The 18,692-nt window shown below is 73.0% G+C and carries 18 protein-coding genes; 9 read left to right on the top strand and 9 right to left on the bottom strand.

What is annotated here, in order from left to right; genetic code table 11:
* Nucleotides 1-58: 58 nt before the first annotated feature.
* The gene (locus tag AB0J10_RS05515) at nt 59-1,309 is read right to left on the bottom strand and encodes a DUF1343 domain-containing protein (protein WP_363058066.1); all 1,251 of its coding nucleotides are present in this window, start codon (nt 1,307-1,309) and stop codon (nt 59-61) included.
* Between the two features lie 166 nt (nt 1,310-1,475).
* On the opposite strand from AB0J10_RS05515, the gene AB0J10_RS05510 reads away from it, so the two are divergent.
* The 3 genes from AB0J10_RS05510 to AB0J10_RS05500 all read left to right on the top strand — a co-directional run bounded on the left by AB0J10_RS05510 (nt 1,476) and on the right by AB0J10_RS05500 (nt 4,554).
* Nucleotides 1,476-2,240, top strand: coding sequence for an SDR family oxidoreductase (locus AB0J10_RS05510; protein ID WP_363058065.1), 765 nt, complete (start codon nt 1,476-1,478; stop codon nt 2,238-2,240).
* Nucleotides 2,237-3,892, top strand: coding sequence for an AMP-binding protein (locus AB0J10_RS05505; protein WP_363058063.1), 1,656 nt, complete (start codon nt 2,237-2,239; stop codon nt 3,890-3,892). Before AB0J10_RS05510 ends, AB0J10_RS05505 begins: the two co-directional genes overlap by 4 nt.
* Nucleotides 3,893-3,960: 68 nt before the next feature.
* Nucleotides 3,961-4,554, top strand: a complete 594-nt coding sequence (locus tag AB0J10_RS05500; protein WP_363058061.1) for a TetR/AcrR family transcriptional regulator — start codon at nt 3,961-3,963, stop codon at nt 4,552-4,554.
* 67 nt (nt 4,555-4,621) lie between these two features.
* Here the strand turns inward: AB0J10_RS05500 and AB0J10_RS05495 are convergent, their stop codons facing one another.
* From AB0J10_RS05495 to AB0J10_RS05485, 3 genes are all read right to left on the bottom strand, one after another.
* Nucleotides 4,622-5,836 carry an acyl-CoA dehydrogenase family protein gene (locus AB0J10_RS05495; RefSeq protein ID WP_363058059.1) on the bottom strand — a complete coding sequence of 405 codons (1,215 nt, stop codon included), beginning with the start codon at nt 5,834-5,836 and terminating at the stop codon, nt 4,622-4,624.
* Between the two features lie 6 nt (nt 5,837-5,842).
* Complete coding sequence (locus AB0J10_RS05490; RefSeq protein WP_363058057.1) at nt 5,843-6,865, bottom strand: phosphotransferase family protein; 1,023 nt, start codon at nt 6,863-6,865, stop codon at nt 5,843-5,845.
* A 799-nt stretch (nt 6,866-7,664) separates the two neighbouring features.
* Nucleotides 7,665-7,961, bottom strand: coding sequence for a hypothetical protein (locus tag AB0J10_RS05485; RefSeq protein ID WP_363058055.1), 297 nt, complete (start codon nt 7,959-7,961; stop codon nt 7,665-7,667).
* 182 nt (nt 7,962-8,143) lie between these two features.
* Here AB0J10_RS05485 and AB0J10_RS05480 point away from each other — a divergent pair, with 182 nt between their 5' ends.
* On the top strand, nt 8,144-9,082 hold the full coding sequence (locus tag AB0J10_RS05480; protein WP_363058053.1) for an NADP-dependent oxidoreductase: 939 nt from the start codon (nt 8,144-8,146) through the stop codon (nt 9,080-9,082).
* A gap of 34 nt (nt 9,083-9,116) precedes the next feature.
* Here AB0J10_RS05480 and AB0J10_RS05475 read toward each other — a convergent pair whose 3' ends face one another.
* The 3 genes from AB0J10_RS05475 to AB0J10_RS05465 form a co-directional block, all read right to left on the bottom strand.
* A complete protein-coding gene (locus AB0J10_RS05475; RefSeq protein ID WP_363058051.1) occupies nt 9,117-9,434 on the bottom strand; it encodes a DUF202 domain-containing protein in 318 nt (105 codons plus the stop codon).
* On the bottom strand, nt 9,431-9,820 hold the full coding sequence (locus AB0J10_RS05470) for a DUF202 domain-containing protein (RefSeq protein ID WP_363058049.1): 390 nt from the start codon (nt 9,818-9,820) through the stop codon (nt 9,431-9,433). Before AB0J10_RS05470 ends, AB0J10_RS05475 begins: the two co-directional genes overlap by 4 nt.
* A gap of 139 nt (nt 9,821-9,959) precedes the next feature.
* The gene (locus tag AB0J10_RS05465; protein WP_363058047.1) at nt 9,960-10,454 is read right to left on the bottom strand and encodes an NUDIX domain-containing protein; all 495 of its coding nucleotides are present in this window, start codon (nt 10,452-10,454) and stop codon (nt 9,960-9,962) included.
* A gap of 265 nt (nt 10,455-10,719) precedes the next feature.
* Here AB0J10_RS05465 and AB0J10_RS05460 point away from each other — a divergent pair, with 265 nt between their 5' ends.
* The 5 genes from AB0J10_RS05460 to AB0J10_RS05440 all read left to right on the top strand — a co-directional run bounded on the left by AB0J10_RS05460 (nt 10,720) and on the right by AB0J10_RS05440 (nt 16,744).
* Nucleotides 10,720-12,375, top strand: a complete 1,656-nt coding sequence (locus AB0J10_RS05460; protein ID WP_363058045.1) for an FAD-binding dehydrogenase — start codon at nt 10,720-10,722, stop codon at nt 12,373-12,375.
* 258 nt (nt 12,376-12,633) lie between these two features.
* Nucleotides 12,634-13,590, top strand: a complete 957-nt coding sequence (locus AB0J10_RS05455) for a hypothetical protein (protein ID WP_363058043.1) — start codon at nt 12,634-12,636, stop codon at nt 13,588-13,590.
* A 30-nt stretch (nt 13,591-13,620) separates the two neighbouring features.
* Complete coding sequence (locus AB0J10_RS05450; RefSeq protein WP_363058041.1) at nt 13,621-15,186, top strand: APC family permease; 1,566 nt, start codon at nt 13,621-13,623, stop codon at nt 15,184-15,186.
* A 63-nt stretch (nt 15,187-15,249) separates the two neighbouring features.
* Nucleotides 15,250-16,137, top strand: a complete 888-nt coding sequence (locus AB0J10_RS05445; RefSeq protein ID WP_363058039.1) for a molybdopterin-dependent oxidoreductase — start codon at nt 15,250-15,252, stop codon at nt 16,135-16,137.
* Nucleotides 16,079-16,744, top strand: a complete 666-nt coding sequence (locus AB0J10_RS05440) for a cytochrome b/b6 domain-containing protein (RefSeq protein WP_363058037.1) — start codon at nt 16,079-16,081, stop codon at nt 16,742-16,744. The genes AB0J10_RS05445 and AB0J10_RS05440 overlap by 59 nt, the downstream gene beginning before the upstream one ends.
* 6 nt (nt 16,745-16,750) lie before the next feature.
* On the opposite strand, the gene AB0J10_RS05435 is transcribed toward AB0J10_RS05440, so the two are convergent.
* Nucleotides 16,751-18,148 carry a gluconate:H+ symporter gene (locus tag AB0J10_RS05435; protein WP_363058035.1) on the bottom strand — a complete coding sequence of 466 codons (1,398 nt, stop codon included), beginning with the start codon at nt 18,146-18,148 and terminating at the stop codon, nt 16,751-16,753.
* 9 nt (nt 18,149-18,157) lie between these two features.
* Nucleotides 18,158-18,667 (bottom strand): gluconokinase, encoded by a 510-nt coding sequence (locus AB0J10_RS05430; protein WP_363058033.1) that lies wholly within the window; start codon nt 18,665-18,667, stop codon nt 18,158-18,160.
* Nucleotides 18,668-18,692 lie beyond the last annotated feature (25 nt).

Below are 18,692 nucleotides of genomic sequence, written 5' to 3'. Positions count from 1 at the left end.
GTCGGGACGGCGGGCCCCGCGGCCCGCCGTCCCGACGCCGGACCCGTGAAGATCCGCCTCACCGGTACAGCAGGTACTCCCGCCGCACCGCGCGGAACGCGGCCAGGTCCTGCTGCCACGCCCCGACGACCTCGTCCGTCCCGGCGCCCGCGTCGATCATCGTGCGCACCGTTGCGGAACCGGTGAGCTTGTCGATCCAGTTGTCGGGCCGCCAGGCGAAGCCGCTCCAACTGCGTCTCGCCGTCACCAGCAGCCCGATGCCGGTGCGGACGGGGTCGAACGCCTCGCGGTCGTGCACATGGAGCTGCACCCCGCCCACCGTCCTGCCCTGGAACTTGGAGAAGGTCGGTGCGAAGTAGGCCTCGCGGAAGCGCACTCCGGGCAGGTCCAGCGCGTTCGCGGCCTCCGCCCACCTACGGTCGATGCCTTCCGCGCCGAGCAGTTCGAACGGGCGGGTGGTCCCTCGCCCCTCCGAGAGGCTGGTGCCCTCGAAGAGGCAGGTGCCGGAGTAGACGAGTGCGGTATCCGGCGTCGGCATGTTGGGGCTCGGCGGTACCCAGGGCAGCCCCGTCGCGTCGTGGAAGTCCTCCCGCCGCCAGCCCGACATCCGCACCACGTCCAACTCCGCCGGCGCGGCCAGGAACTCGCCGTTGAACAGCCGGGCCAGTTCGGCGACGGTCATGCCGTGCGCCTGGGCGATCGGCTCACGGCCGACGAAGGTCGCGAACGCCTTGTCGAGGACCGGGCCGAGGGCCGCGCGCCCGGTCACCGGATTGGGCCGGTCCAGGACGACGAACCGTTTCCCGGCCAGGACCGCCGCCACCATGCAGTCGTACAGCGTCCAGATGTAGGTGTAGAAGCGGGCCCCGGCGTCCTGGATGTCGAACACGACCGTGTCCACGCCGGACGCGGTGAAGACGTCGGCGAGCGGCTGCCCGCTCTTGAGGTACGTGTCGTAGACCGGGAGTCCGGTCGCGGGGTCGTCGTAGCGGCCTTCCGAGCCGCCGGCCTGGGCGGTGCCGCGGAAGCCGTGCTCCGGCCCGAAGACGGCGACCAGGTCCACCCGGTCGTCCGCGTGCATCACGTCGACGATATGACGGGTGTCGCGGGCGATGCCGGTGGGGTTGGTGACGACGCCGACCCGTTCCCCGGACAGCGCTCGGTAGCCGTCGGCGGCGAGCCGTTCGAAGCCGGTGCGCACCCGGCTCCGCCCGCCGTGCGCCGCCGCGGGCGTGGCGGCGGAGGCGGTCGCGGCGAGGGCGCCGGCGGCGCCTCCCGCGGCCAGCAGACCCCGTCTGGACAGGCTCATCGCACTACCTCCGTGATCGCTACAACTGTCATGGCCATGCACGCTAGCGCGGGGCCGGGCCGCGGGGAACGCTCCCGGCGCGATGTTCGCCGCGCCCCCTTTCGCAGGCACATACCGACTGGTTAGTCTGCCGTCCTGAGCGAGCCGCGACGGAGAGGCAGGTCCGATGAGTACGGTGCAGGGCGCGAACGTGGTGGTCACCGGCGCGGGCGGCGGCATCGGCGCCGCGCTCGCCCGCCGATTCGCGGCGGAGGGCGCACGCGTCGTCGTCAACGACATCGATCCCGGCAGGACCAAGGCCATCGCGGACGAGATCGGCGCCCTCGCCGTCCCCGGTGACGCCTCCGCCGTCGTCGAGGAGGCCAGGGAAGCGCTCGGCGGCACCGTCGACGTCTACTGCGCCAACGCCGGACTCGCCTCGCCCGGCGACGCCCTCGCCGACGAGGACGTCTGGGCCTCCGCCTGGGACGTGAACGTGATGGCGCACGTCCGTGCCGTGCGCACCCTGCTCCCCGGCTGGTTGGAGCGCGGCAGCGGCCGCTTCGTCTCCACCGTGTCCGCCGCCGGACTCCTCACGATGATCGGAGCCGCCCCGTACAGCGTCACCAAGCACGGCGCGCTCGCCTTCGCCGAGTGGCTGTCGCTGACGTACCGTCACCGCGGCCTGAAGGTGCACGCGATATGCCCGCAGGGCGTCCGCACGGACATGCTGACCGCGGCGGGTTCGGCGGGCGAACTCGTGCTCGCCCCCAGCGCCATCGAGCCCGAGGACGTCGCCGACGCCCTGTTCGACGGCATCGAGACGGACCGCTTCCTCATCCTGCCGCACCCCGAGGTCGCCGGGTACCACCAGGCCCGCGCGGACGACCCCGAGCGCTGGCTGGGCACCATGAACCACATCCAGCAGAAGTGGGAGGGCGCCGCCCGGTGACCGCCTCCCGTTACGCGGCCCGGCCCTGGCTCGCCCAGCTGACCGACGCCCAGCGGGCCCCCGTGGACCCGCCCGCGAGCGTCGTGCACTCCTTCCGCGCCGCTGCCGGCCGCGCCCCGGACCGCACCGCCCTCGCCTACTTCGACGGACGTCTCAGCTACCGCGAGACAGACGCGCTCTCCGACTCCGTCGCCGGCCGGCTCGCCGCCCGGGGAGTGGCCCCCGGCGACCGCGTCGCGCTGATGCTCCAGAACACCCCCCACTTCGTCCTCGCCCTGCTCGGCGCGTGGAAGGCCGGGGCGACCGTCGTCCCGCTGAACCCCATGTACAAGTCGGCCGAGGTCACCCATGCCCTCGAGGACTCGGGCGCGACGGCGCTGATCTGCTCCGACCGCGCCTGGGAGACACATCTGCGCGGCACCGCCGCGGCCACCCCCGTCCGGTTCGCCGTCACCGCCTGCGAGCTGGACCTCCAGACCCGCAACGACAGCCGGGTCCTCGGCTTCGAGCGGCTGCCGCGACCGGGCGACACCGACGACCTCCTCACCGTCGCCCGCGCCGGGCTCGCCGCGCCCGAGGGCCGGGATCCGGCAGCCACGGACGTGGCCCTGATCAGCTACACCTCGGGCACCAGCGGCAGGCCCAAGGGCGCCATGAACCTCCACGGGGGAATCACCTTCAACGCCGAGCGCCAGCGCACCGGCCATCCCGTCCCGGAAGGCGCCTGCTACTTCGCCCTCGCGCCGCTCTTCCACATCACGGGGATGGTGTGCGAACTGGCCGCCTGTGCGGCCAACGCGGGCACCCTCGCCCTCGCGTACCGCTTCGAACCGGGCGTCGTCCTCGATGCCTTCCTCGAGCACCGACCCGCCTACACGGTCGGCCCCTCCACCGCCTTCATGGCCCTGGCCGCCCATCCCGGCGCCGGCCCCGACCACTTCGCGTCCTTCGCCGTCGTCTCCTCCGGCGGCGCGCCCGTACCGCCCGCCCTGGTGGAGAAGTTCCGCTCGGGCTTCGGGCCCTACATCCGCAACGGCTACGGGCTCACCGAGTGCACGGCGCCCTGTGCCTCGGTGCCTCCCGAGAAGGAGGCCCCGGTCGACCCGGCGTCCGGCACCCTCTCCGTAGGGCTCCCCGGTCCCGACACCGTCGTGCGGATCCTCGACGACTGCGGTGACGAGGTCCCGTTCGGCGAGCACGGCGAGATCGCCGTCCGGGGACCGCAGGTCGTGCCCGGCTACTGGCGGCTGCCCGAGGCCACCGCCGCCGGCTTCCCCGACGGCGAGCTGCGCACCGGGGACATCGGCTTCATGGACGCGGACGGCTGGCTCTACGTGGTCGACCGCAAGAAGGACATGATCAACGCCTCGGGCTTCAAGGTCTGGCCGCGCGAGGTCGAGGACGTCCTCCACACCCACCCGGCCGTCCGGGAGGCGGCCGTCGTCGGCGTGCCGCACGCCTACCGGGGCGAGACCGTCAAGGCGTACGTCAGCCTCCTGCCCGGCACGGCCGTCGGCCGGGACGAACTCGCCGGATACTGCGCCGACCGCCTCGCCGCGTACAAGTACCCGCGGCAGGTGGAGATCCTGGACGAGCTCCCGAAGACGACTAGTGGGAAGATCCTCAGGCGGGAACTGCGTTCCCGCACATGAGACACCGCCGCACCCGGCCAGGAGAGGTGGCGGCACACGGCGAACGAGCGGAAAGGCGGGTGGCGGCAATGGCCAGGACGACGGACGGGAGCGGCACCCCCGTCCCCCAGAGGCTGCTGGCCGCCGCCACCCGGCTCTTCGCCGAGCAGGGCTACGACCGTACGTCCGTCCAGGAGATCGTCGAGGCGGCAGGCGTCACCAAGGGCGCCCTCTACCACTACTTCGGTTCCAAGGAGGACCTGCTCCAGGAGGTCTACTCCCGGGTCCTCAGACTCCAGCAGGAGCGCCTGGACGCCTTCGCGGAGGCGGATGCCCCCGTCGACGAACGGCTGCGGTCGGCGGCCGCCGACGTCGTCGTCACCACCATCGAGAACCTCGACGACGCCTCGATCTTCTTCCGTTCGATGCACCACCTCAGCCCGGAGAAGAACAAGCAGGTCCGCGCCGAGCGCCGGCGCTACCACGAGCGGTTCCGCGCGCTCGTCGAGGAGGGGCAGGAGAGCGGGGTGTTCTCCGACGCGACCCCCGCCGACCTGGTGGTGGACTACCACTTCGGCTCCGTGCACCATCTGTCCACCTGGTACCGCCCCGACGGCCCGCTCAGCCCGCAGCAGGTCGCCGACCACCTCGCCGACCTGCTGCTCAGGGCACTGCGTCCCTGACGGTGCGGTCCGCGGTGGCTGCCGGAGGGCCGGAGCCCTCCGGCAGCCACCGCCGGAGGTGCGTCCGCTACCGGTACTTCCTCAGCTCGCGCCGCGCCAGCGACCGCTGGTGCACCTCGTCCGGGCCGTCCGCCAGCTGCAGCGTCCGCGCCGCCGCCCACAACTCGGCCAGCGGGAAGTCCTGGCTCACCCCGCCCGCGCCGTGCACCTGGACCGCCTTGTCCAGGACGTCCACGACCGCGCGCGGTGTGGCGATCTTGATCGCCTGGATCTCGGTGTGGGCGCCCCGGTTGCCGACCGTGTCCATCAGCCACGCGGTCTTCAGCACCAACAGCCGCAGCTGCTCCACGGTCACCCGGGCGTCGGCGATCCAGTTCTGCACGACGCCCTGCTGGGCGATCGGCTTGCCGAAGGCCGTACGGGACACGGCCCGCCGGCACATCAGCTCGATCGCCCGCTCGGCCATGCCGATCAACCGCATGCAGTGGTGGATGCGGCCCGGCCCGAGGCGCGCCTGGGCGATCGCGAAGCCGCCGCCCTCCTCGCCGACGAGATTCGACACCGGTACCCGCACGTCGTCGAACACGACCTCGGCGTGGCCGCCGTGCGAGTGGTCCTCGAAGCCGTACACCCGCATCGCCCTGCGCACCTCCACGCCGGGGGTGTCGCGCGGAACGAGGACCATCGACTGCTGGCGCCGGATGTCCGGGCCCTCCGGGTCGGTCTTGCCCATCACGATGAAGATCCGGCAGTCGGGGTTCATCGCCCCGGAGATGTACCACTTGCGGCCGTTGACGACGTACTCGTCGCCCCGGCGCTCGATCCGGGTCTCGATGTTCGTCGCGTCCGACGACGCCACGTCGGGCTCGGTCATGGCGAAGGCGGATCGGATGTCGGCGGCCAGCAGCGGCTCAAGCCACTGCTTCTTCTGCTCGTCGGTGCCGAACTGGGCCAGCACCTCCATGTTGCCGGTGTCCGGCGCCGCGCAGTTCAGCGCGATCGGGGCCAGGTGGGGGCTGCGCCCGGTGATTTCGGCGAGCGGGGCGTACTGCAGGTTCGTCAGCCCGGCGCCGTGCTCGGAGTCGGGCAGGAAGAGGTTCCACAGACCCTGTCGTCGTGCCTCCGCCTTCAGCTCCTCCACAACCGCCGGGGTGTCCCACGGCGAGGCGAGCTGCGCGCGCTGCTCCTGCTCGACCGGCTCCGCCGGGTGCACGTACTCGTCCATGAAGGCGAGCAGCCTCGACCGCAGCTCCTCGGTACGGGCGTCGAATGCGAAGTCCATGGGTGATCAGCCTTCCTGAAGGGTGGTGAGGCCGTGCTCGATGAACAGGGGGACCAGCTCGCCGATGCGGTCGAAGCCGGCGCCGACGGTCTGGCCGAGGGTGTAGCGGTAGTGGATGCCCTCCAGGATCACGGCGAGCTTGAACCAGGCGAACGCCGTGTACCAGGAGACGGCGGTGGTGTCCCGGCCGGAGCGGACCGCGTAGCGCTCGACCAGTTCCGCGGCGTCCGGGTGGCCGGCCGCCGCGGCGGTGGTGCTGATGGGGGCGTTCGGCAGCTCCAGCTTCCTGCTGTACATCACCAGCAGCCCGAGGTCGGTGAGCGGGTCGCCGAGCGTGGACATCTCCCAGTCGAGGACGGCCTTGATCCGGTCGTCCGCGCCCACCAGCACGTTGTCGAGGCGGTAGTCGCCGTGGACGACGGTGGGCGCGGGGGAGTCCGGCAGGGCGCGGCCGAGGGCGGCGTGCAGTTCGTCGATGCCCGCGAGGTCGCGGCCCCGGGAGGCGGCGAGCTGCTTGCCCCAGCGGCGCAGCTGACGGTCGAGGAAGCCCTCCGGGCGGCCGAAGTCGCCCAGCCCCACCGCCTCCGGGTCAACGGCGTGCAGATCGACGAGGGTGTCGACGAGGGCGAGGACCGCCTCGCGGGTGCGCTCGGGTCCGAGCGGCGCGAGCTGTTCCGCCGTGCGGTACGGAGTGCCCTCGACGAACTCCATGACGTAGAAGGGTGCGCCGAGCACGTCCTCGTCCTCGCACAGCAGCAGCGGCTCCGGCACCGGGACGGCCGTCGGGTGCAGTGCGCTGATGACCCGGTGCTCGCGCCTCATGTCGTGGGCGGTGGCCAGCACATGGCCGAGCGGCGGCCGGCGGACGATCCACCGGCCGGCGCCGTCGGTGACGGAGTAGGTGAGGTTCGAACGGCCGCCCTGGATCAACCGGGCCTCGAGCGGTCCGCTCACCAGGCCCGGCCGCGCGCGGTCGAGATGGACCCGCAGCTTGTCGGGGTCGAGGCCCGGGGGGTGGACTGAGCTCATCGGGGTACCTCCGGTGGGGCGGCAGATCGGGTTCGCTCATGATGACCGACCAGTCGGTATGTCGTCCAGGGCGAGACGGCGCCAGTGCGCGAATCCGACTCCCGAACCCGGTCGTCCGATCGCCTCCGTGAACGGGGTTCATCCATGGGGGTCGGCCGCTCGACGTCCGGCCCGGTCGGCACCGCCTCGCGGGCGGCCCGCCGGTCACCCCGGAAGCCCACCGGACCCCGTCGTCGAGGCCGGTCGTCGACGTGCTCCGCTCCGGGGTGCGCGGTGTGGGGGAGAGCTGCGGCGGGACGAAGGTCCGGCCGTTCGTCCGAGGTCCTGCCGGTGCGGGTGGGTCACCGATCTGAACGGCCTGTTCGTCCCGGCCGGGTGTGCGGTGGCTCACGGGCCGTCGGTGGGCGGGTCGGCGCGGGTGGACCGAGGGGCGTCCGCGCCGCGGGCGGGCCGGTTCCCGGTCGTGGGCGCCGTCGGGGCCGCGCGCCCCCACGCACCCGGCGAGGCGCGCGGACGGCGTACGTCATGGCCGGCGCACCGGTCACCGGCCCGTGGCCGGGAGGGGTCGTCCGGGTGCCGAGGGTGCCGAGCGCGTCGAGCGCGCGCCGCGGACCCCTCGGCGCGCCCGTCGGGACGTACCGCGTTCCGTCCCGGAGGGCCGCTTCCGCGCTGAACACCGCGACGTGCCGAGTGAGACGGGCGGCCGTGTCACCCTCGGTAGGGGCGGCGCCGGGGTGCATCGGCCGCGGGCGGCGCCGACCGGGGTCCGCCGGCCCGTTCCCGGCGGGGCTGGATCACGTCAGTGGTCGTCCCAGTGCCCGTCGTGGGCCGCGTGGCGGTGGCCGTCGTGGACGTAGTCGACGTGGTCGCCGTGCCGGACAGACACGTGCCCGCAGCCCTGCCCGTGCTGATGCGGGTGGTCGGCGTGGGCGTGGTGTCCATCCGGTTCGCACTCGTCCCAGTGGCCCTGGTGCGAGCGGTGCATGTGCCCGTCGTGCGCGTAGTCGATGTGATCGCCGTGCACGATCTCGGTGTGCCCGCAACCCGGGCCGTGGGCGTGCTCGTGGGTGGGGTGTTCCTGGTGGAGAACGGTCATGCTGCTCACCTTCGGAGTCGTTCGGGCCGCGATGGTCCGGTGACCATCCGACCGGCACCACGCTAGTCCGGAAAGTCTGTTTGTTCTGTTTTCTTCGATCGCGCCGCGAGTTCCCCGCCCCGAGCGGCGGGCCACGGTGCTCCGGCTTGCGGAAGCCATGCGCGCGCCGGAGTGTCGGACGTATGAAGGCGATCAGCTACCGCCGCTACGGCGGTCCCGAGGTCCTGGAGTGCGGCGAGCGCCCGATGCCCAAGACCGGCCCGGACTCCGTCCTGGTCAAGGTGCGCGCGGCGGCCGTCAACCCGGTCGACTGGAAGTGCCGCGAAGGCCATCTGGACCCGGTCCTCGACGCCGTCTTCCCGGTCGTGCCGGGCTGGGACCTCTCCGGTGTCGTCGTCAGGCCCGGGGCGTCGGTCCCCGAATTCTCCGAGGGCGATGAGGTCATCGGCTACGTCCGCGAGGACTTCCTGTCGCGGGGCACCTTCGCCGAGTACGTCGCGGCCCCGGTGCGCACCCTCGCCCGCAAGCCGCGCAATCTGAGCTTCGAGGAGGCGGCCGGACTGCCGCTGGCCGGCCTCACCGCCTATCAGGTGATCACCCAGGGGCTGGGGGGCGTCACGCACGGCGACACCGTCCTGATCCACGCGGCGGCCGGCGGAGTGGGATCGATCGCGGTCCAGCTGGCGCGGCACTTCGGTGCGCGGGTGATCGGCACCGGGAGCGAACCGTCCCACGAGTACCTGCGAGACCTGGGCGCCGAGCCGGTGGCGTACGGCGAGGGGCTGGCCGAGCGGGTTCGGGCCCTGGCCCCGGACGGGGTGAGCGCGGTCTTCGACTGCGTGGGGGGCGAGGCCCTCGCGCTGTCCGCCGGGCTGCTCGCCGAGGGCGGCAGGATCGCCTCCATCGCCGATCCCTCCGTGACCGGGCTGGGCGGGCGCTACGTGTTCGTGCGGCCCAACACGGCCGACCTCTACCGGCTCAGCGAACTCGCCGAGGAGGAGGTCGTCTCCGTCCAGGTGGCGCGGGTCCTCCCGCTGGAGCGGACGGCCGAGGCACACCGGCTCAGCCAGGAGGGCCACACCCGTGGCAAGATCGTGGTCACCGTCGCCGACGCCTCCTGACGGCAGGGGACTCCCCGCCCCCCGCCGGCGCCCCTCACCACACGATCGCGACCGCGAACACGGCGAGGGCGAGCGTGCAGGCGGTCGCCGCCACCGCCTGACCGAAGGGCATCGCACCCGGAGGCTGCCGCAGGGCCATGGCCCGGATGCGCCGGTGCGCCACCGCCAGGAATCCGAGCCACACCACCGCGCTCGACGCGAAGTACACGACATCGCCGGCCGTCACCGCGCCGTGGCGCACCACCTGCCGGACCGCCAGCACCGCCGCGACCGTGAACGCCAGCGTCGTACGCCGCCAGGCGAGCCGGGTCCGCTCCGGCTGGAGCCCCGGATCGCGCGCGAGGTCGCTCATCCCCGCCCCGACGCCACGACCACCACCATGGTGACCGAGACGGCACCCACGACCATCGCGAGCACGGAGGGGAAGCGGGACAGCGGCAGGTCCTCGCCGCGCCGCATCGCCAGCTCGCAGCGCACCCAGTGGTGGACCGCGCGGAAGGCGCACAGCACCCCCGTCCCGATCAGTGCGAGCGAGAGCCCCACGCGGATCCCCCACCGCAGACCGGGCAGGAACTGGTCGACGGCGAAACCTCCCGCGATGAGCGCGAGCGCGGTCCGGATCCAGGCGAGGAACGTACGCTCGTTGGCGAGCGAGAACCGGTAGTCCGGGGTCTCGCCCTCCTCCTGGATCCGCTGCGGCGCGAACCACAGCCGCAGGCTCCGCACGAAGTCGCTCACGCGCCGCACCCTACCCGCGCGGCGGGCCGCCACCGCGCCCGGCGGGCCCACGGCACCGTGACGCGACCGGACGGGGCGCTCAGCGCTCCCGTTCCCGGCGCAGCCGCTCGTACGCCGCGAGCCCGTCCGGGACCCACTCCTACTCGGCGAGCCGTGCCGCCAGCTCGGACTCGGGCAGGAACCGGTGCCAGGCGACCTCCTCCGCCTGCGGGCGCACCGGGAGTTCGCAGCGCACCTCGTAGACCGCCGACCACCAGGTGTGCCAGACCGGCTCGGGTCCGCCGGCCGGCGCCGGCGCGGACGCCTCGTAGAGGAACTTGAAGAGCGGGACCGGACGCGGCAGCCCACGGACCCCCAGCTCCTCCTCGGCCTCGCGCAGCGCCGCGTCGTCGTACGACTCGCCCGCGCCGACGACTCCGCCGACGAACATGTCGTACAGGGACGGGAAGACGAGCTTCGTCGCCGTGCGGCGGTGCACGAACACCCGCCCCTCGGCGTCGCGCGCCAGGACGAACACACAGCGGTGCCGCAGGCCGCGCGCATAGACCTCGCCGCGCGGCGCCCGGCCCACGACCTGGTCGTTCTCGTCGACGATGTCCAGGATCTCCTCGGAGGGGTGCGCGGAGGTGTTCATGGCTCCATCCAACCAGCCGGGAAGCGGACGGCTGGTCGGCGGAGCGGCAGCGACCGGCCGGCCCGGCCCCCGAGCGCCGGCCGACCGCGGGCGAAGCGGCGGAAGCGGGCGCCGCGCCGGACCGGGACCGCGCCCCTCGCGCCCCGGGAGCCGCCGCCGCTTTCTCCCGGTGGGAAGTGTTGACGAGTTACTGCCGCGTACAGAGGATCGGAGCCACCGCACTGGGTCGCGCCGCCGGGCGCCCGCTCCGAGAGGGACACCAACCATGGCGTACGACGCTGATGTCATCGTGATCGGGGGAGGGCTGGCGGGCCTCGTGGCCACCGCCGAACTCGTCGACGCCGGGCGGAAGGTCGTCCTGCTCGACCAGGAGCCGGAGCAGTCCATCGGCGGGCAGGCCCACTGGTCGTTCGGCGGGCTGTTCCTGGTCGACTCGCCGGAGCAACGGCGGATGCGCATCAGGGACAGCCATGACCTGGCCCTCCAGGACTGGCTCGGCACGGCCGGGTTCGACCGCGACGAGGACCACTGGCCGCGCCGCTGGGCGGAGGCCTACGTCGACTTCGCCGCCGGTGAGAAGCGGCCCTGGCTGCACGCGCGGGGCGTCAGGTTCTTCCCGGTCGTCGGCTGGGCCGAGCGCGGTGGCTACGACGCGAACGGGCACGGCAACTCGGTGCCCCGGTTCCACATCACCTGGGGGACCGGGCCCGGCATCATCGAGCCGTTCGAGCGCCGGGTGCGGGAGGGCGTCGCCCGCGGGCTGGTCGAACTGCGATTCCGCCACCGGGTGACGGGGCTCGGCCGTACCTCGGGCGCCCTCGACACCGTCACCGGCGAGATCCTGGAACCGTCCGCGGTGGAGCGGGGCGCGGCCAGCAGCCGCGAGGTCACCGGGTCGTTCGAACTCCGCGCCCAGGCCGTCGTCGTCACCTCCGGCGGCATCGGCGGCAACCACGACCTCGTACGCGCCCAGTGGCCCGAGCGGCTCGGCACCCCGCCCGGGAAGCTGCTCTCCGGCGTCCCGGCCCATGTCGACGGGCTGATGCTCGGCATCGCCGAGTCGGCCGGTGCCCGCCACATCAACCGTGACCGCATGTGGCACTACACCGAGGGCATCGAGAACTGGAACCCCATCTGGGCCCGGCACGGCATCCGCATCCTGCCCGGGCCGTCCTCGCTCTGGCTGGACGCGCGCGGACGCCGTCTGCCCGTCCCGCTGTTCCCGGGCTTCGACACGCTCGGGACGCTGGAGCACATCGCCCGGTCCGGACACGACCACACCTGGTTCGTGCTCAACCAGCGCATCATCGGCAAGGAGTTCGCCCTCTCCGGCAGCGAGCAGAACCCCGATCTCACCGGCCGCTCCGTCCGCGGGGTCATCGGCCGGGCACGGGCCGAGGTCCCGGGACCCGTCAAGGCGTTCATGGACAACGGGGCCGACTTCGTGGTCGAGAAGGACCTGACGGCGCTGGTGCGCGGGATGAACGCGCTCACCGAGGAACCCCTCGTCGACGAGGCCGCGCTGCGCCGCGAGATCATCGCCCGCGACCGGGCTGTCGCCAACCCCTTCACCAAGGACCTCCAGGTCACGGCCATCCGCGGCGCCCGCAAGTACCTCGGCGACAAGCTCATCCGCACCGTCCCCCCGCACCGCATCCTCGACCCCGGGGCCGGTCCCCTCATCGCCGTGCGGCTCAACATCCTCACCCGGAAATCGCTCGGCGGCCTGGAGACGGACCTTTCGTCCAGGGTCCTCACCGACGGCGGCGAGCCGCTGCCGGGCCTGTACGCGGCGGGTGAGGCAGCCGGGTTCGGTGGCGGCGGCGTGCACGGCTACCGCTCCCTCGAGGGCACCTTCCTCGGCGGCTGCGTCTTCTCGGGGCGCGCGGCGGGAAGGGCGGCGGCGAAGGCGGTGTCGTGACCCGAGCCCCGCGGGCGTGGCGCCGGTGCGACACGACGGGGGGTCGGGGCAGGCTCCCGCGGTGCCGGCCGGAGGGCATCCGTGCAGGACAGCGGCGCCGGCCAACCCGTCCGTGAGCGGGGCGGGTTGAGCTGTCCCGTGTGGCGCGGATGGGCAGCGGCGGGGTTGCGGAAGGGCCGGCCTTGACGGGGAGCCTTCCCTACCGCTTTGCTGAGCGCGATCATTCGCTCACAGCCTGATGTGAAAGTAGCAACGCGGATGCCCCCACCTCCGCCACCGATCGGCCGCCGCCGTCGCGCCGGGCGCCCCGGCCGGCCCTTCGACGCCGCCCTCGACGACACCGAACTCGTGACCGTGCGCGCACAGTTGATCCAGGGTCGCTGGAGCGCCGTGCGGTCCCTGCTCACGGCGACCGGTGACGACTGGGACCGCCGGGGCCATCGGCTCGTCGTCCTCGGCGAGCCGCCGTCGAGCGCCGCCTGGGCGCGCGACTGGCTCCTCGCGGAGCCCGACAGCGCCGACGCCGCGATGCTGCTCGCCTGCGCCGGGGTCCGGGCCGCCCTGCGCGGCAAGGAGCGGCCGGAGTCCGCCAGGGCCGCCTGCCTGGTGGCCGCGGGGCTCGCGCCCGGCGACCCGACGCCGTGGCTCGCCCAGTTGCTCCTCGCCCGCACCCTGGGCACCGAGGAGGAGGTCGTCCGTCTCTTCGACGAGGTACGGGTCCGTCACCCCGAGCACCACCACGCGCACCACCTGATGGCCGCCCGGCTCGCCGAACGCCACGTCGGCGCCGGGCAGGACCCGCTCCACGAGGTGTACGACTTCGCGTCCTGGGCGGCCGAGCAGGCCCCGGCGGACTCCCCCCTCGCGGTCCTGCCCGTCGTCGCGCACGCCGAGCGGTACCGGGTGCTCGCGGCGGCCGGTCGCGAGCCGGCCGACCCCCTCGCCTCCGGCCACTGGACCGGCCGGCGCGCCCGCCTGGTGATGAAGGCGGCCTTCGACTGGTGGCTGGAGTGGGAGGGCGAGGACCACCCGCGCAACCGTCTCGACCTCAACTTCCTCGCCCACGCCAAGTTCTGCGAGGGGCGCTCCGCCGAGGCGGCCGCCCTGTTCCACCGCATCGGGCCGCACGCCACCCCAGACCCCTGGTCGTACCCGGACCGGGACCCGCACCACGCCTTCCAGGCCGCGCGCGACGCCGCGCTCGGCTCCGTCTGAACGACCCATCCCCGAAGGGACCGCCCCACCATGCCGCCGGCCAGTTCGAGCACCAGCACGAGCGCCACCAGCACGAGCGAGATCAACACCTACATGGGCCAGGAACGGGCGCTGCGCGCCGGCCGGCTCGGGACCGCGGGCCTGCTGCTCTCGGTCCTCGCGGCCAGCGCACCGCTGATGGTGGTGGCCGGGGTCATGCCCACCGTCTACGGAGTGATGGGCATCGTCGGCCAGCCCCTGCTGTACGTCGTCCTCGGCGTCGTCCTCATGCTGTTCAGCGTCGGCTACGCCGAGATGAGCCGCCACGTCCACAACGCCGGCGCCTTCTACGCCTACATAGCCCGCGGCCTCGGCCCCACCTCGGGCGCCGGGGCCGCGCTCGTCGCCCTGGTCGCGTACAGCGCGATGCAGGTCGGGATCTACGGCATCCTCGGTTTCGAGGTCTCGGGGCTGCTCGCCGCCCATCTCGACGTGACCGTCGCCTGGTGGGTGCCCGCGCTCGGCGCCGCGGCCGTCGTCGCCGTCCTGGGCTGGCTGAAGATCGATCTCAACGCCAGGGTGCTCGGCGTCCTCCTGGTCGTCGAGTGCGCCCTCGTCGTCGTCTTCGACGTCGCCGCCGTCGCCGACCCCGGCCCCGAGGGCCTGTCCCTGAGGGCCTTCGACCCCGCCACCCTCACCGGCGCGGGTCTCGGCACCGCCCTCTGCTTCTGCATCGCGGCGTTCGTCGGCTTCGAGCAGTCCCCGGTGTACGCGGAGGAGACCAGCCGTCCCCAGATCGTCGTCTCACGCGTGATGTTCCTCGCCGTCGGCTACGCCGCGCTGTTCCTCGCGCTCAGCGCCTGGGCGATCACCGTCGCCACCGGCCCCGGCGCCGTCACCCGCGAGGCGGCCGAGCAGGGGCCCGGCCTGCTGTTCTCGCTCACCGGCAGCCGGCTCGGCGGCACCTTCACCGATGTGCTGCACGTCCTCTTCCTGACCGGCATGTTCGCGGCGCTGCTCAGCTTCCACAACGTCGTCGCACGGTATGCGTTCGCCATGGGCAGGGAGGGCCTGCTGCCCGCCGGCTTCGGCCGGACGAGCCGCTCGAGCGGCGCCCCCGCCACCGGATCGGTGCTCCAGTCCGTCGTCTCCGTCGCGGTGATCGCCGCCTTCGCCGCCACCGACGCCATGCCGCCCGGCGACCCGACCACTCCGGTGCTGCGCCTGTTCACCTGGATGGGCAACATCGGGGCCCTCGGGGTGATCCTGCTGATGGCGGCTGCCTCCTTCGCAGTGATCGCCTTCTTCGTCCGCCGCGGCGCGGCCGGCCCGCTGGCCTGGCGGCTCGTCTGCTCCGGACTCGCGGGACTCGCTCTCCTCGCGATCGCCGTCTACACGGTGAAGGACTTCGACGTCCTGATCGGCGCCGGCCCCGGCTCCTCGCTGAGCTGGATCCTGCCCGGCATCATCGGCGGTTCCCTGGTCGGCGGGCTGGTCTACGGCGTGGTCCTGAAGTCCGTACGGCCCGAGGTGCACGCCCGGATCGGGCTCGGCAACGAGGCCTTCCGGCTGGAACAGGCCGCCGGGACGGAGCCCGCGCCCGGCGCCCAGGTGTGACGGATTTCTGACGGATACCCGCGGCCGCTGGATCCCGGCGGCCGCGGGTGCTCGAATCCAAGGGTGAACGAAAACACCCCGCCCCCGGGTCCGGCGCCGTCCGACCCGCCGGCACCGGACCCGGGCACCCCCGGGGATCCGGGCACGTCCACCGCCCCGGGCGCGTCGGCGGCCCCGGAGCCGGATCGGGACCACCCCCCGGACCCGGCGCCCGACACCGCCACGGCCCCGGGCCGGGACCCGGACTCGGAGGGCGCGCCCGTCGGCCGGCGCACGGTCCTCACGGTGCTCGGCCTCGGCGCCGCGGGCGTCGCCGCCGCGCCCTGGCTCCAGCGCGGCCTGGAGGCCGTCCTCGGGTCGGTCGCCGACAAGGACCCGACCAAGCTCACCGGCCTGCTGCCCAATGGCGGCGGCTTCCGCTACTACTCGGTCGCCGCGTCCGTGCCCCGCAGGACCGCCGCCGACTACCGGCTCACCGTCGGCGGACTGGTCGAGCGCCCCGCCGAGTTCACCCTCGCCGCCCTGCGCAGACTGCCGCAGACCCGCCTGGTGCGCGACGTCCAGTGCGTGACGGGCTGGCGCGTCCCCGACACCCCGTTCGAGGGCGTCCGGCTGTCGGAACTGCTGGACGTCGTCGGGGTGCGGCCGGAGGCCAGGGCGGTGCGGTTCACCTGCTTCGACGGCGTCTACAGCGAGAGTCTGACCCTCGACCAGGCACGCCGCTCCGACGTGGTGGTCTGCCTGCGGATGCAGGACGAACCGCTCTCCCACGCGCACGGCGGCCCGGTACGGCTGTACGTCGCGCCCATGTACTTCTACAAGTCCGCGAAATGGCTCTCCGGGATCTCCCTGACCCGTGACGTGCGCCCCGGGTACTGGGAGGAGCGAGGCTATGACATCGACGCCTGGGTCGGCCGGTCGAACGGCCGCGACGACGCCCCCACCGCCTGAACCCCCCGGCCGCGTCAGGAGGTTCGGCACCGCCGAGCGCATGGTGCACCGGGCCACGGCCGCGCTGATGCTGCTGTGCGTCGCCACGGCCGCCTGTCTCTACGTGCCCGCACTCGCCGAACTCGTCGGCCGGCGCGCACTCGTGGTGACCCTGCACGAGTGGTCGGGACTGCTGCTCCCGGTGCCGTTCCTGCTGGGTCTGGGCTCCCGCGCGTTCCGCAAGGACCTGCGGCGGCTGAACCGCTTCGGGTCGCATGACCGCACCTGGCTGCGGGCCGTGCTGCGCCGCCGGCGCGGTCCCGGGGAGCGCCCCGCCGGGAAGTTCAACGCCGGGCAGAAGCTGTACGCCGCGTGGATCGCGGGCGCGGTGCTGGTGATGCTCGGCACCGGGCTGCTGATGTGGTTCACGCATCTCGCCCCGCTGGTCTGGCGCAACGGCGCGACGTTCGTCCACGACTGGCTGGCGCTCACCATCGGAGTCGTACTGATCGGGCACATCAGGATGGCGCTCGCCGACCCGGAGGCACGCCGTGGCATGCGCACCGGGTCGGTCGAGCGTCCGTGGGCCCGCCGGGAGCACCCGCTGTGGGACCACGACCGGGACTGACCGCGGCTACAGCACGAGGGACAGCAGCAGCACGAAGACGAGGCCGACGACCGAGATGATGGTCTCCATCACCGACCAGGTCTTCACCGTCTGGCCGACGTTCATCCCGAAGTACTCCTTCACCAGCCAGAATCCGGCGTCGTTGACATGGCTGAAGAAGAGCGAGCCGGCACCGATGGCGAGCACGAGCAGGGCCGCCTCCGCGGTGCCCATGTCCGCGGCGAGCGGGGCGACCAGACCGGCCGCGGAGATCGTCGCCACGGTCGCGGAACCCGTCGCCAGCCGGATCGCCACCGCGATCAGCCAGGCCAGCAGCAGGGTGGGGACGGCCCAGTTCTCGGAGAAGTCCAGGATCATCCGGCCGACGCCGATGTCGATCAGCGTGGTCTTGAAACCACCGCCCGCGCCGACGATGAGCAGCACGCCCGCGATCGGGGCGAGCGACTTCTCGACGGTGGTGCCGATCCGCTCCTTGGAGAAGCCGGCGGCGCGGCCCAGTGTGAACATGCCGACGATCACGGCGGCGAGCAGGGCGATCAGCGGGGAGCCGATGACGGCGGTCACCCGCTGGAGCGGGTTCCCGGGGTCGTCGACGACGATCTCCACCAGCGCGTGGGACATCATCAGAACGACCGGCAGCAGCACGGTGGAGACCGTGGCGCCGAAGCTCGGGCGCTTCTCCAGGTCCTCGGTCGCCCGCTGCGGGATCATGCCCTCGGGCGCCTCGATGTCCACCCAGCGGGCCGCGTACCTGGAGAACAGCGGACCGGCGACGACGACGGTGGGTATCGCGACGACGAGGCCGAGGGCCAGGGTGACGCCCAGGTTGGCGCCGATCGCGTCGATCGCCACGAGCGGGCCGGGGTGGGGCGGGACGAGGCCGTGCATCACGGAGAGTCCGGCGAGGGCCGGGATGCCGATCCGCATCAGCGAGTAGTTGCCGCGCTTGGCGACCATCAGCACCACGGGGATCAGCAGGACGATGCCGACCTCGAAGAACAGGGGCAGGCCGATGACCGAGGCGATCAGGACCATCGCCCACGGCATCGCCCGGCCGCCGGCCCTGGCGAGGATCGTGTCGACGATCTCGTCGGCGCCGCCGGAGTCGGCGAGCAGTTTGCCGAGGATCGCGCCCAGCGCGATCAGCACGCCGACACCGGCGACGGTGGTGCCCAGTCCGGTGGTGAACGACACGATCGTCTTGCCCAGCGGAGCGCCGGCGAGGGCGCCCAGCGCCAGCGAGCCGATCGTCAGTGCCAGGAAGGCGTGCAGTTTGAAGCGGGTGATGAGCACGACGATGACGGCGATGCCGGCGAGCACGGCCATGCCGAGCTGCGCGTCGCCCGCCGCGGATATCGGTTCGGTGGCGTCCGCTGCCAGCATCTCGACGCTGAGACGGGTCACGGTGATTCCTCAGTCCTCGAGCCGGCGCAGCGCGGCGACGGCCCGCTCGGTGATTTCCTGGGGGGAGCCGGAGACGTCGACGGCGACGCCGGCCTCGTCGTCCTGCAGCGGTTGCAGGGTGGCGAACTGCGAGTCGAGCAGCGCGGTGGGCATGAAGTGGCCCCGGCGCTCGGCCATCCGGCGCTCGATCAGCGCGCGGTCGCCGGTCAGATGGAGGAACTCGACGTCCGGTGCGGCGGTACGCAGCCGGTCCCGGTAGATCCGCTTGAGCGCGGAGCAGCCGACGACACCGCCGAGGCCGGCCCTGCCGTGCGCCCAGCGGCCGATGGCGTCCAGCCAGGGTTCGCGGTCGGCGTCGCTCAGCGGGATGCCGGCGGACATCTTGGCGATGTTGTCCGCGGGATGGAAGTCGTCGCCCTCGGCGTAGGGAACGCCCAGTGCCTCGGCGATCAGGGGACCGATGGTGGTCTTGCCGGTCCCTGCCACGCCCATCACCACTACGACGTGGGGGGTGCTCATAGGTGCCTCGCTGTCCTCGTCGACA

The sequence above is a fragment of the Streptomyces sp. NPDC049887 genome, from assembly GCF_040656535.1.
Taxonomy (GTDB): domain Bacteria; phylum Actinomycetota; class Actinomycetes; order Streptomycetales; family Streptomycetaceae; genus Streptomyces.
Note: the sequence above shows the minus strand (reverse complement) of the source record. Positions and strands in the feature narration are given on the sequence as shown.